Here is a 12,052-nt window from a genome sequence, read left to right as displayed (position 1 = left end):
CACACCATGAAATTTCACAAGCTCAGAGCCGGTGAAGTCGCCGGCAGTTACCTGGTGGATTCGCCCGTCAGCGAAAACGACATCCTGCGCATAGCCCAGCAGTTAGCCACACACCGACTGAGTAAAGGCCGCGCGCTGACTGATCCACACAAAGTCAGGGAGCACCTGCAGGTGTTGCTGCAGGATCTGCCACACGAAGTCTTCGCGGTGTTGCTGCTCGACAGCAAACACCGAGTGATCAGCTTCGAGGAGCTGTTTCGCGGCACCCTCGACGCAGCCAGCGTCTATCCGCGTGAAGTGATCAAAACAGTGCTAACGCAAAACGCCGCGGCTGTGATCCTGGTGCACAACCATCCTTCCGGCGATCCCACGCCCAGCCAGGCAGATATACGCCTGACACAGACACTCAAAAACGCCCTGGCCATGGTCGGCACCACCACGCTGGACCACTTCATCGTGGGGTCAGAAGGCATCGTGTCGCTGGCTGAACAGGGCTTGCTCTAACCACCCTTTGCTGCGGGCACCATCACGCCCCGAGGAGCGATCATGTCCACACGCTGCTTGATCTGTGAATCATCCGCTGTGCTGTCCAACGAATCGGTCGGCACGCTGGTCATACTGGCCAGCGTAATAGGCGGTTTTATGAATGCGGCACGGCGACCTTCCGGCCTAAAGGCTGCGTCACCTGGAGTGGAGCCGATCAACTTGGAACAGGTGCTGGGATTTGTAACGCAAGGGATTGAACTGGCTCAGCGGCAGTGGGCTGAGAACCAACCCTTTCTGCAAGACACCCGGCGCTTTCAGTTCATGCAACACGATTGCCTGTGCCTGCGTTGCGGGGCGCTGTTTAACCGGGCACCCGAACCTGAACTCAATCCTGACTCAGGCGTTGGGTGAGACGCTCGATCATCTCCAGCACCAGCTGACGATCTGCTGGTGTGAGCTGGTTGAGCATCTGGCTGATACGCACGGCCTGGTCTTCAGGCCGGTGGCTGGCTTGGGTCAGCAGATCCGCAGCCTCACAGCCAAATATCTCGGCGAACTGCATCAGGCGCTCGATGTTAGGCATCACGATGCCACGCTCGATACGCGACACCGCTTCACCACCAATCCCCAGCCGCTCGGCGACCTGCTCTTGAGTCAGTTCGCACAGCATGCGCTGCCTGGCAATCGCCAAGCCCACCACTTTGGCCAGGTTCGTTTCTTCAGACTTCGGCATACACCCTCCAGGTCAACCTGAATGGTCGAATGCCATCCTCTTGACATGAAGGGCTTCAAAGGTTGTTATCCAACCCATAGAGTCGATATGTATCCATCTAAGTCGACACTGCAAACCCTTCATTGCGCAATAAGCGAGACCTTCACCATGACACAACTGACATTCGACGACTTGGCCACCGCCAAGTTGCCTCAACTCATCAGCCGCAAAGAGTCGTTTGAGGTCGTAGGCCTCAGCGGCAAGTTGATCGAGGCCGTTCGCCTGGTCGAAAGCATGATTGAGGTCACCGGACTGACCTGTCGCGTTTACACCGTAGGCCGCGTTGGCCTGGCAGCCGGCAGTTTTGCAGGAGGAGTCACGGGGGCATTCGGATTGCTCTCGGCGACCAGTATTGCCTTGCACAACCTGGTGACCTTCAACCCCGACTACGAGATCGAGAAGTACCCGGTGCATAACCGGATCGTCGTTCGCTACAAGAAAAAGAAGAAGTAACCCACCCCATACCGAGTGGCCAGCCGCTCACCATACGAAGGGAGTTCGATCATGAACCTGACCACAAACCTCAAACTGATTTTCGGCCTTGCGGCCACGCTGATCACTGCCGTCACAGCGAGCAACGTTGCCACCGCCCAACAACGTGAGGTGGACTACGTTGTCGGCGAGAACGTCTTTAGCTGCTCAACCACGAAACACAGAAGCATCGGTAGCTACGACTGCCGCCCTGCAGGCGACCGTACGCCACGGATCAAACGCCTGCCCTTCATCGACACTCAGACCGGCACCAAGACACTGGAAGAAGTACCCGGCTCGTTGAACGTGCTCTGCGACCAATACGGCTGCGCGACGATCTCGAATCAGCCTGGGTTTCCGAAGGGCACGATGATGGGAAAAGGGGCCAACGGTTATTTCATCGTCGAATCGGGCTGGTATCTGGACTATGACAGCAATGGTCGCACGACTGCGTATCGCGTCGATGTCGGCCCACAACGGGGCTATACGCCCTACAAAGCAAGCAACTCAAAGGATGTCGATCATGGTACTGAAGCCTGCTTCGATGCCATGGTCGCGGAGATCCAAGAGGAATAGCTTGAGCACCCAGATAATCAAGAGTCCGCATTAATGCGGACTATTTTTTTGGCTTAGTGCACAGAGCTGGGCCATCGAGAACATGCTTCCAGCCTAAGACTGGTGGCCTGGCTAGCCCTAACCGCACCAGTAAGGGCAGCTGGCAGAATCATGATGCATCAGTCGTAAAACAGCCTAGGGTCAAAGCGCTTGTCGAACAGCTCGGGAAGGCTGCTCGATTCCCCATCCCACTCGCCCATCCAGTGCAAACCAAGCAGAGAGTCGTAGCGTTTCACCAGCTTTTTCTTACCTAGTTTTCCAGCAAGTGCCAGTGCCTCTGCGAGCACATTTTTGAAAATATCAGGATCGCGACCAACACCGAGGTTATAGGCTGCCTGGTAATGCTCTAGCGCCTTCTCATTTTGCCTGCATAGCACCAAGAATCGAGCACGAAGCCATTCGACGATGTGATATGTCTGCCCAGCAATAGGCTCCCATGTACGCTCAAGACGAGTGAGCATGTCCTGAACGGCTGCCGCATCGCGCGGCACATCAGGGTTGTAGAGCGCTTCGCGCAAAGCACCGTAGGGGCGATCAGGGCCAATGCTGTACTGCCGCACATTGTCCATCGCGACCTCTCGCTTACGCCAGAAGAATGCTTCTTCAGCGTCAGCAATAGTGAGTTCTGTCAGGCTGAAATGATTGGCGATCGACTTACGGTACTCAAGTGGCGTTCGAGATAACAACCGACCAGCCACGACCCACAGCTTTGGCCCCATTTCATAATCGAGGCCCAACGCCTTTAGAAGCTCAAGCGCACGATCTAAATTAGGCACAGCGGGACCTTTCAGCCATGCATCCAGCGTGTCGCGACAGTTATCGAAGTCGATGCCGTGTTCTTTTGCTCGATGTTCGCAAATTAGGCTGTAATCCTTGCTACCTCGGGTGCATAGCGCTTTGATCACACACCCGAATGGCGCAGAACTATTCAGAACGACAGTAGGCTTAACCAACGGCAGGACTAGGTAGACTGCATTCAAAAGCAAATAACCGCCTACTCCAAAAATTGTTGGCCAGAGGAGCTCACGCATATGCTGACGCTCAAGCAGGCCTGCATCGTGCCGTGTTACAAACCCGGCATAGAACTCAAGCCATCGGCGAGCGCCCACGAAGATCAAATTCGCTGCGTATGGATCCCCCAAATAGTCAGCCAGGCGCGCTTCCAAGCTGTAGAGAATGGTTGTTGGAATCTCGATGGGGTCCAGACCCGGTCGTTTACGGTCATCCTTGAATGCTTTCAGATCCTCGTAAAGATTGCTGATATCTGTAGACAGCACTAGGCCGCTACGAACGGCAACTTCATAGACAATCTCGCCGATTGAGGGATAGGGAGATACGGGGAGTTTCATCTGGGCACCTCTGCCAGGGGAGGCTAGCCCCCCTGGCATCCTTGGTTCACTGTTTGCGGCCTGCCTTGTCCGCAGCACTTGCAGCTCGTGAAGCAAAGCTATCCGGCGGGATGATGCCGTTATTGTCACGGGCAGTTGCCGAATAGATTCGAGCCTTGGCGTCTTGGGTCATGGGCTTGCTTACGGATTTCTTGGACATTTCAGTTTCCTGTAAAGAGTCAGTGGAGACGCTGATGCGTCAAAGGCGACTCTACGCAGGCACCGATAACAGGTCAGGGGGGCAAACTCGGAAAACTCTATTTAGAGTTTCGCCATCCCGCTTACACCAATAACTGGTCAGAGCCTATGGCCGTGACTGCAACCCGTAATTTGCCGACATCGTCCCCCAAAAGTGGCATCAATCGATGGTGGCCTCAGCCTCATCCGCCACCTTTTCATACTCCATCTGGTGACGCGTCCATTCCGCAGCAACAGCCGGGTTTTCAAGGATCTGCTGTTCGATCTGCAACGTTTCACGGTACTCGCGAGCCTGAGCAGCCATAGTCCATTGCGTCTGCACGCCTAACACTTCGAGCTCCTGCTTGATGTCGGCAATCCCTAAACGGAAGAACTCTTTGCGCGGATTGACCTTGTTGACCTGCTGCCGCAGGAAATGGCGGTGCAGCTGTTTCTCCAAGCCAGGAGCATCCTCGCTGAAGATCATGGCATGCACGTCAAACTCAAAAGGCACGCTGGCATCACCGAGCTCACGGATACGGTCAGCAGGCTCCAATCGACGAGTCATACCGATCTTGAACACGTCCTCGCCGAATGAGCCGATGTTGGAGATGACATAGACATGGCCTGTGCGCGTTTGCTGAGCCATCGAGAGCGCACGCTGGTTCTTCTCTTCAGCCTGACGCAACTGCTCCTGAAGAGCTGCCAGCTTGGCTTCGAACTCTGCACGCTGCGCCTCGGAAGCGGCAGCTACCTGAGCTTCGACCTTGTCCATGGCCTTACGCAGGTTCTGTTCTTCTTTAGCAGCTTCTTTGATAGCGCGCTCGTATTCACGACGAGCCTTCTCCTCTTCACGAATCTGCTCACGCAGCCTCCGTTGCTCTTCACGCTCCTGATCGCGAATTGCCTGTGCAGTAGCCGCCCAACGCAACTCCTCTAGGCGAGCCTGAAGGTAGGCTTCAGTGACCCTGGCGTTGCGGAATGACGCACCGTTGACATTGACCAAGGCAAATGAGTCCCTGATCTCTTTCTCAAGCGTGCCGTGGTTGTCCGACTTGGCCCGAGAAAGGATCGAGTCCACCTTGCCGTTGAATGCGTCCGTAACAAACCGGATCGCCGTCGTGCGACGGTTTGCCTCGGCATAGTCACAAACAGCGGCCTGTCCATTCTTGACCATAAGTTTGGAAAGCTCGCGGGCATCCTTGAGTTTCTGTCCAGCCTCGGAGTAACCGATCTCCTCGGCCAGATCATCCAGCAGGTGGTAGGTCGGGATGATGTACGAATCGCCGTAGCCTTCGATCTTGTTCTTGATCGCGGCAGCCGCTTCCGTCAGTTCCTTCAGACGCCCAGCAGCTGCATAGGCCTCACCTGCAATCTCTTCGGCTTTTACATGGGCAGAACCAACAATTCGCTCGGCCTCAAGCAACGCTGCTGATAGTCGTGCCTCCGCTTGCTCTAGCCGCTGGCGGGTAGTCTTGAGCATCACGTCTTTCTGCGATTTGATTTCTTCATCCAATCGCGCGACTTCGGCCTCTACATCGGCAAGAGCCTGGTAACGCTCCATCTGTGCCTGGAGAGTTGTAAGTCGGCTTGCCTGAACGACATAGCGCTGAGCAGCTACACGAGCCTCATCAAGCAAAGCCTCGATTTCACGACGCTGTGCCTCAGTCAGCTCGCCAAGCTGCTTGACCCTGTCCTGCAGATAGCTCCGCTCAAGCAGAAGCGCAGCTCTGGCTTTCTGGTGTTTGACACTCTGGATAACGAAATAGATCAGCGCCACAACGGCACCGAGGAGGAGAAGTTCCATCTAATGTGGTTCCCTTGCTTACGACTGGCAGTTGAGACCGCGAATGAGGTGACCTGCAGCCATCATAGTGCCATCTTCGGGATAGCCCGCAAACTCTTCTAGACCGCCACAATCGAGAGCTGCTAAGGGCTGACTCAGGGACGCACTGAGGCCGTATCATCCTCGGTGATGACTACCCAGCATGCCTTTACGCAGGCAGCGCGCCCCCGCAGGCTTCACACGCAGATGCTGGTCATCTTTTGCTAGGTAATCCAAAACGGTGTAAAGACGCTCACGTCTCGCCCAATCATCTCGATGGACCATTGAATCGCCCCGGATTTCTTAGACACTTTCCAGGCTCAGCAAATGTCGCTTCTCAAACTCAACCGGTGACAGCTGGTTGTTGAAACCATGCCGACGTTTTGGGTTGCAGAACATCTCGATGTAATCGAATAGATAGGCTCTGGCATCTTGCCTGGTGCTGTAGATCTTTCGTCTAACCAGCTCCCGTTTTAGCAACTGGAAGATGCTTCAGCAACCGCGTTGCCGTGGCACTTACCGCGTCGGCTCATGCTGCCAAGTAAGTTTTAGACATTCAGAAAGATCTGCCAGTCGTTACTGCTGAACTGGCTAATTTGGTGAGAATGAATCATCACCTCCTACTTTGTCATACGCCGCCAAACCGCTATCAGCAATGCTTAAATTGGCAGATTGCTGAACATCTGCGCCTTCATTGACCTTTGATTTCCTGCCACGAAAACAAATGAATCGCCACTACCCCGCAGGTGCGGATGTAAGTTATGTCTATAACACTCACCTCGCTCGACCACCTGGTTAACTACTTCGATTTTGAAATTTTTCGGGATAGCCCGGGTTGCTTATGGCACCTCAGGTAGAATCTTCCTACTGGCGAGCTAGCAGTGGCGATGAGAGGCCGTTCAGGGCCTGCTCAACCACCTCGCGGCCCTGTTCCAGGATCTGCTGTTTCCAGTCGTCGGCATCGACGTAGAAGGCATCGCGCAGGCGCTGCTTGATGCGTTGCTGCTGGGCCACCGGGGCCTGCGGGTTGCGGTACAGCCAGTGGTCGCCGCGCATGCCGTTGAGTACCTGCAGGCCGGGTAGGGTGCCGTACTCCAGGGTCAGTCCGTTGTATTCGGCCTGCGGACAGGTTTGCAGCACCACGTTGTCAATGGTGCCGTTGAGCCTGGCCGACACCGAGTTGCCCTCGGCGCTGTTGGTCACCTGCGCGCCCCACCAGCGGCGGCTGCGGGCGATGTCTTCCGGCGTCTGCCGGCCTTTGTAGATGCGCTCGCCGACACCGCGCGGGCCGAGGCCGGTATGCACATCGATCCAGCCGATGCGCCGGCACTGCTGGCCGTGCTGGCGCAGCACCTGTTGCAGGGTGAGGTTGCTCCAGGTAGGCGCGGTGCCGGCGAAGAACATACCCTGCGGGTCGTTGTGCTGGCCGCGCGAGATGGCGCCCTGCAGGGCCATGCGCCCGTGGCGCAGGGCGTAGCCGATCAGGCCCAGGGTGCTGAGCAGGGTCGGCGGCTGGCGTTTGGGTAGCAGCAGGTGGGCGATGGCGCGGTAGTCGGGGTTGTCCGGCAGTGGCTGGCTGAAGTCGAGGAAGTTGCGGTTGAGGTCGACGTTGTCCTCGGTGACCCGGCGCAGCCAGGAAAAACCGTGCGGGTTGAGCGCATGAATGAACAGCACGGCCAGGTCGTCGCGCCTGCAGCGCTCGATCCAGGTGCTGTCGCGCAGCAGCTCGACCTGGATAGCGGAGCCGCAGAAACCCTCGGCACCATGGCAGGCGCTGCTGAGGATCAGCAGGTTGGCGGCGTCGGCGGCGCCGAGGCGGGCGACGTCCATCGCCAGTTCCTCGCCATCGCGGCCGCGCAGCGGGTGGACGTGGGATTCGACGACCATGCCGGCGGCGGCACTGGCCTGGAGAAATTTCTGCCGGGCTTCGGCGTAGCTCTGCGAGAAGCTGGAGAGATCCACGGGTGGCATTCCTTGTGGTGAAAACGGCCCGCGGGGTTTCGCGGGCATGGCCGGGCCTGCGGTGCAGGCTTGTGGCCTGTGCCGGGCGACGGAGCGGTGGTGGGAGTGGGGCGGGCCCCAGGCGGGTGGCCTCGGGCGGACAACCTTGTGGGTCGCTAGCCCTAGCTGGGCGTCATGAGTCGATCACGATGCGGCCGATGCTGCTCTGTTGTGCGCCGAGCTGCACAGTCTCGATTTCGATGTGGGTGCCGAACTCGGCGGACAGCTCGCGCAAGCGTTGGAGAATACGCAGTGCCTGCTGCTGGTTGGCCTCGCTGTCGACGGCCAGGCGCGGAATGCCGCGCTCGGCGTCACGGCCGGCGAAGCCCAGTTCGATCGGGTGCAGGAGCATCTCGCGCAGGGTGCCGTCGGCCCTGAAGTGGCATTCGGCGACCACGCTCTCGAACCAAACCGGCTCGCTGAAGATGCCGACCACGCGCTTCCATTCGAGGAACTCGGCCGGAGTGGTCAGACGCGGGTTAGTGATGCCCTTGGGCCCGACGAAGGCCTCGGCGGCCAGCCACTCGCGGCTCTCCCACTTGTCCGCAGGCATCAGCTGCATGCTGTTGTCCATGAAGCAGAAGTTGCCCAGCGAATAGAGCAGTGGCTTGCCGTTGTAGATCTCGATGCCGCGCAGCTGGTGCGGGCCGTGGCCGCAGAGCATGTCGGCGCCGCTGTCGACCAGTTGGCGGGCCAGGGTCGGCAGGTAGTTGGGCACCTCGATGCACTGGTTGTCCGGCTCGTGGGTGTGCTGGGCGACGATGCTGAAGTCACTGCTCTGCTTGGCCTGGCGCAGGTTACGGACGATGTCGGCCTGGTCGAGCTTGTCGCACTCGTAGTGGATGCGCACGGTGCCCGGCGCGGCATTGGGGTCGACGCGGTAGTGCAGTGCCATGCCCAGGTGCACGCTGTGCTCGCCGTGCAGGGTACGCAGCAGGTAGTGATCCTGGAAGGCTTCCTGCTCGTTGAGGCGCTTGAGCACGGCGAAGTCCTCGGCGCTGACCAGGCGATGCGGCGTGGTACGCAGCGGGCTCAGGCCAGGGCGTGGCGGCACCTGGCCCAGACCATCGGCGGCCGGCGCGTTGGCCTCGAAGGTGGTGGCGTAGGAGATCAGCGACACCCGCGCCTTGGCCGTGTTGATAAAGGCCGGCGCACGCGCGGCGGCCAGGCTGGTGCCGGTGCCGGCGTGAGCGATGCCAGCCTCGTCGAGCAGTTCGTCGGTCATTCGCAGGCCAGCCACGCCCCAGTCCAGGGCGTGGTTGTTGGCGCGCGCCATCAGGTTGAAGCCGAGGCTGGCCAGGTCCGCCGGGGCGTCTGCATCGCTGAGTAACCAGGAGAAACCGGACAGTGCTTCGGGATAGCCGTCGTAGCGTTTGAAGTCGATGGCCGTGCATTCGTAGTTGCCCACCACCACGTCGCCACGTTTGAGGATGGCCAGCAGCTCGGGCGACTTACGCGCCAGTTTGTCGGCAATCGCGTGAGTGATGATGATGTCACCGACGGCGACCACGCAGAAGCCGTCGGCCACATCGGCAGCGCGCCAGTTGTCCTGCAGGACGATACGTTCGGGGCGCTGCTGCGGCGAGGGAACTCGTTTGTGCATTGGATGGATCTCCTGACTCAGGCCTGGCTCGTAGCCGGCTCGTTGTTGGATGCGTGGATGCCCTGGCTGGTGCGGGCGGCTACTTCGCGACGGTTGTGTTCCGGGTCGACCAGGCTCAGGGCCAGCGCGCCGCCGGCGATCAGAGCGATGCCGAACAGGCCGACGGCCAGCTCGAAGCCCATCACCAGATCGCCGCCTTCCCAGCCGATGGCCTGGCCGACCACGTGCGGGGCCACCATGCCGGCGCTGGTCATCAGGCCGATGTGCAGGGCCAGCATGCTGCCGCGCTGTTTGGCCGGGGCGATGTAGGCGATGGTGGTGTTGGAAAAGGTGGTCACCAGGTTCACCACGATGCCGCCAATCAGGTACAGGGTGATGGTCAGCGCGACGTCCTGTTCGACGAAGCCCAGCAGGGCCATGGCGAGGCCGCCGACTACGCAGGCGATGGCCGGCGGAAAGACCATCGCCAGGCGCACGCTGGCGCCGCGCTTGAGGGCGCGTTGCGACAGGCTGGAGACCGCCAGGTTGAGCGCGATCACGCCGAGGGTGGCCGCCATCACCACGTAGCCGGACTGCATCGGGCTCATGCCCAGGCCCTTCTGCAGATAGGTCGGCACCCAGCTGTAAATCAGCGCGTTGGGCAGGTAGCTGCAGAAGCCAAGGAAGGTGATGAAGATGAAGGTGCGGTTGAGCAACAGGTGACGGTAACTGGCAGTGCCTCCGACCACTTCCCCGCCCGCCTCGTCATGCTGGCCCTCGCGCCCGACGAAGAGCCAGATAACCAGCCACACCAGGCCGACGCCAGCGAGGATCAGGTAGCCGATGCGCCAGCCCAGGTGCTGGATCAGCAACGGTAGCGACAGTGCACCGAGGATGGCGCCGACCATGATCGCGATATGGATCCAGGCGCCCGGCATCACCCGGTCACGCGGGGCGTACCACTTGAACGCGGCGTGTTGGGTCACCGCCGTACCCGGCCCGCAGCCGGCACCGAGCAGCATGCGGCTGGCGACCAGGGCATAGAAACTGGTGGAGATGGCGGTGAGGATCTGCGCGCCCATCCACACCACCGACATGCCGGAGAGAATCCAGCGGCTGGACACGCGGTTGGCGAGAAAGCCCACCAGCACCCCGGACACCGAATAAAGGAAGAAGAACGCGCTGCCGATAAAGCCGAACTGCTCGGGCGTCAACTTGAGCTCGTCGATGATCTGCGGGCCGGCGAAAGCAAAGATGGTCTTGTCCAGCACGCTAATGACCATCACAGCCAGCAGCATCAGGATCACCAGGCCGCGGCCCTGGTCGGAAGGGGACTGCATGGGGCTCAAGCCTCGTTCAGGTAGGTTTCCACCAGGCGCACCCACAGGCTCGCGCCGAAGGGGATGGCCAGGTCGTTGAAGTCGTAGCCCGGATTGTGAAGCATGCAGCCGCTCGGCCCGCCATTGCCATTGCCGGTGACGATGTAGCAGCCGGGGCGTACCTCCAGCATGGAGGCGAAGTCCTCACTGCCCAGGTAGCCGCTGGGCATGCTGGTGAGCACGCCCTGCTCGCCGCTGATCTGGCGCGCCACCTGTTGCAGCAGAGTGGTTTCGGCCGGGGTGTTCAGCAGTACGCCGATGCGTTCGTCGTAGTTCAGTTCCAGCTGTAGGTCGTGGGCCATGGCCACGGCCTCGGCGATCGCACAAATGCGCTTTTTCAACAGCTGGCGAATCTGCGGGTTGGTCGAGCGCACGCTGAGCTTGAGGGTAGCGACGTCCGGAATCACGTTGGCTGCCTCGCCGGCCTGGATCGCGCCGACCGTAATCACACCAACCTCGCCGGCCGGCACATTGCGCGCGACGATGCTCTGCAGCGCCAGCACCAGTTCAGCTGCGGCCACTACCGGGTCCTTAGCCTTGTGCGGCATGGCGCCGTGGCCGCCGACGCCATGCAGTTTGAGGGTCACCACATCGGAGGATGCACTCATCGGCCCCGGCTGGGTGACGAACGTGCCGACCTGCAGGCCGGGCATGTTGTGTAGGGCGTACACCGCGTCGCAGGGGAAACGCTCAAACAGGCCGTCATCGATCATCCGGCGGGCGCCGCGCAGACCTTCCTCGGCGGGCTGGAAAATTAGGTTGAGGGTACCGTCAAAGGCGCGGGTCTCGGCCAGATAGCGTGCGGCGCAAAGCAGGATGGCGGTGTGGCCGTCATGCCCGCAGGCGTGCATCTTGCCGGCCTGGCGGCTGCAGTGAGTGACGCCGCTTTCCTCGTGGATTGGCAGGGCGTCCATGTCGGCCCGGATGCCGATGCACTTGATCCCGCTGCCGTTCTTCAGTACGCCGACCACGCCGGTGCCACCGATGCCTTCGTGGACGGCATAGCCCCATTGGCGCAGGTAGCCAGCGACCAGCTGGCTGGTGCGCTGCTCCTCAAAGGCCAGCTCGGGGTGCTGGTGGATATCGCGGCGAATCGACGAGAATTCATCCTGCCAGGCGAGGATCTGCGGGATCAGCTGCATCTTGTTATCCTTGTGGTGCTTCCCAAGTGCGGCGCAGCATGCCGCAGGTCGCGGGCGGCGGATAATCACCTCTGCGCATGTGTATCGGCTTTGGTTATGTTCGGAGGCCCACCGGCTTGGTTATGCTGGCCCGCAACCCGTCGGGATCATCGCGATGGCGCGGTGTACCGCCTAAATCCTCTGGTCGCACGGCGACCAGCACTTACTCGACAAC

The 12,052-nt window shown here is 59.9% G+C and carries 12 protein-coding genes and 1 pseudogene; 4 read left to right on the top strand and 9 right to left on the bottom strand.

What is annotated here, in order from left to right:
- The first annotated feature begins 6 nt into the window (after window positions 1-6).
- Together radC and RHP75_RS04750 are read left to right on the top strand one after the other, a co-directional pair.
- On the top strand, window positions 7-504 hold the full coding sequence (radC, locus tag RHP75_RS04755; protein ID WP_311090677.1) for a RadC family protein: 498 nt from the start codon (window positions 7-9) through the stop codon (window positions 502-504).
- A 42-nt stretch (window positions 505-546) separates the two neighbouring features.
- Complete coding sequence (locus RHP75_RS04750; RefSeq protein WP_311090676.1) at window positions 547-897, top strand: hypothetical protein; 351 nt, start codon at window positions 547-549, stop codon at window positions 895-897.
- On the opposite strand, the gene RHP75_RS04745 is transcribed toward RHP75_RS04750, so the two are convergent.
- On the bottom strand, window positions 872-1,219 hold the full coding sequence (locus tag RHP75_RS04745; RefSeq protein ID WP_033939302.1) for a helix-turn-helix domain-containing protein: 348 nt from the start codon (window positions 1,217-1,219) through the stop codon (window positions 872-874). The genes RHP75_RS04750 and RHP75_RS04745 overlap by 26 nt on opposite strands.
- Window positions 1,220-1,366: 147 nt before the next feature.
- On the opposite strand from RHP75_RS04745, the gene RHP75_RS04740 reads away from it, so the two are divergent.
- Entirely contained in the window at window positions 1,367-1,711 is a 345-nt protein-coding gene (locus tag RHP75_RS04740) for a hypothetical protein (RefSeq protein ID WP_311090675.1), read from the top strand.
- 51 nt (window positions 1,712-1,762) lie between these two features.
- The gene (locus RHP75_RS04735; RefSeq protein ID WP_311090674.1) at window positions 1,763-2,305 is read left to right on the top strand and encodes a hypothetical protein; all 543 of its coding nucleotides are present in this window, start codon (window positions 1,763-1,765) and stop codon (window positions 2,303-2,305) included.
- Between the two features lie 158 nt (window positions 2,306-2,463).
- Here RHP75_RS04735 and RHP75_RS04730 read toward each other — a convergent pair whose 3' ends face one another.
- From RHP75_RS04730 to RHP75_RS04695, 8 genes and pseudogenes are all read right to left on the bottom strand, one after another.
- Window positions 2,464-3,693, bottom strand: a complete 1,230-nt coding sequence (locus tag RHP75_RS04730; protein WP_311090673.1) for a hypothetical protein — start codon at window positions 3,691-3,693, stop codon at window positions 2,464-2,466.
- A 46-nt stretch (window positions 3,694-3,739) separates the two neighbouring features.
- On the bottom strand, window positions 3,740-3,892 hold the full coding sequence (locus RHP75_RS04725; protein WP_311090672.1) for a hypothetical protein: 153 nt from the start codon (window positions 3,890-3,892) through the stop codon (window positions 3,740-3,742).
- A 198-nt stretch (window positions 3,893-4,090) separates the two neighbouring features.
- Window positions 4,091-5,716 carry a DUF4041 domain-containing protein gene (locus RHP75_RS04720; protein ID WP_311090671.1) on the bottom strand — a complete coding sequence of 542 codons (1,626 nt, stop codon included), beginning with the start codon at window positions 5,714-5,716 and terminating at the stop codon, window positions 4,091-4,093.
- Between the two features lie 321 nt (window positions 5,717-6,037).
- Window positions 6,038-6,518, bottom strand: a pseudogene (locus RHP75_RS04715) (IS3 family transposase); the annotation flags it as partial.
- An 80-nt stretch (window positions 6,519-6,598) separates the two neighbouring features.
- Window positions 6,599-7,696, bottom strand: coding sequence for a M14 family metallopeptidase (locus RHP75_RS04710; protein WP_311090670.1), 1,098 nt, complete (start codon window positions 7,694-7,696; stop codon window positions 6,599-6,601).
- Window positions 7,697-7,868: 172 nt separating this feature from the next.
- A complete protein-coding gene (locus RHP75_RS04705; RefSeq protein ID WP_311090669.1) occupies window positions 7,869-9,338 on the bottom strand; it encodes a CapA family protein in 1,470 nt (489 codons plus the stop codon).
- A gap of 17 nt (window positions 9,339-9,355) precedes the next feature.
- On the bottom strand, window positions 9,356-10,657 hold the full coding sequence (locus RHP75_RS04700; protein WP_311090668.1) for an MFS transporter: 1,302 nt from the start codon (window positions 10,655-10,657) through the stop codon (window positions 9,356-9,358).
- Window positions 10,658-10,662: 5 nt separating this feature from the next.
- Window positions 10,663-11,838: a M20 aminoacylase family protein gene (locus RHP75_RS04695; RefSeq protein WP_311090667.1), complete on the bottom strand. Its 1,176-nt coding sequence runs from the start codon at window positions 11,836-11,838 to the stop codon at window positions 10,663-10,665.
- Window positions 11,839-12,052: the final 214 nt, after the last annotated feature.

This window comes from Pseudomonas sp. SG20056, assembly GCF_031764535.1.
Taxonomy (GTDB): Bacteria; Pseudomonadota; Gammaproteobacteria; order Pseudomonadales; family Pseudomonadaceae; genus Aquipseudomonas.
Note: the sequence above shows the minus strand (reverse complement) of the source record. Positions and strands in the feature narration are given on the sequence as shown.

What these genes read in the sequence shown, in the direction of transcription:
- RHP75_RS04695 (WP_311090667.1), bottom strand. Translation starts at nt 11,838, where the DNA reads ATGCAGCTGATCCCGCAGATCCTCGCCTGGCAGGATGAATTCTCGTCG.
- RHP75_RS04745 (WP_033939302.1), bottom strand. Translation starts at nt 1,219, where the DNA reads ATGCCGAAGTCTGAAGAAACGAACCTGGCCAAAGTGGTGGGCTTGGCG.
- RHP75_RS04705 (WP_311090669.1), bottom strand. Translation starts at nt 9,338, where the DNA reads ATGCACAAACGAGTTCCCTCGCCGCAGCAGCGCCCCGAACGTATCGTC.
- RHP75_RS04720 (WP_311090671.1), bottom strand. Translation starts at nt 5,716, where the DNA reads ATGGAACTTCTCCTCCTCGGTGCCGTTGTGGCGCTGATCTATTTCGTT.
- RHP75_RS04730 (WP_311090673.1), bottom strand. Translation starts at nt 3,693, where the DNA reads ATGAAACTCCCCGTATCTCCCTATCCCTCAATCGGCGAGATTGTCTAT.
- RHP75_RS04700 (WP_311090668.1), bottom strand. Translation starts at nt 10,657, where the DNA reads ATGCAGTCCCCTTCCGACCAGGGCCGCGGCCTGGTGATCCTGATGCTG.
- RHP75_RS04735 (WP_311090674.1), top strand. Translation starts at nt 1,763, where the DNA reads ATGAACCTGACCACAAACCTCAAACTGATTTTCGGCCTTGCGGCCACG.
- RHP75_RS04725 (WP_311090672.1), bottom strand. Translation starts at nt 3,892, where the DNA reads ATGTCCAAGAAATCCGTAAGCAAGCCCATGACCCAAGACGCCAAGGCT.
- RHP75_RS04750 (WP_311090676.1), top strand. Translation starts at nt 547, where the DNA reads ATGTCCACACGCTGCTTGATCTGTGAATCATCCGCTGTGCTGTCCAAC.
- radC (WP_311090677.1), top strand. Translation starts at nt 7, where the DNA reads ATGAAATTTCACAAGCTCAGAGCCGGTGAAGTCGCCGGCAGTTACCTG.
- RHP75_RS04740 (WP_311090675.1), top strand. Translation starts at nt 1,367, where the DNA reads ATGACACAACTGACATTCGACGACTTGGCCACCGCCAAGTTGCCTCAA.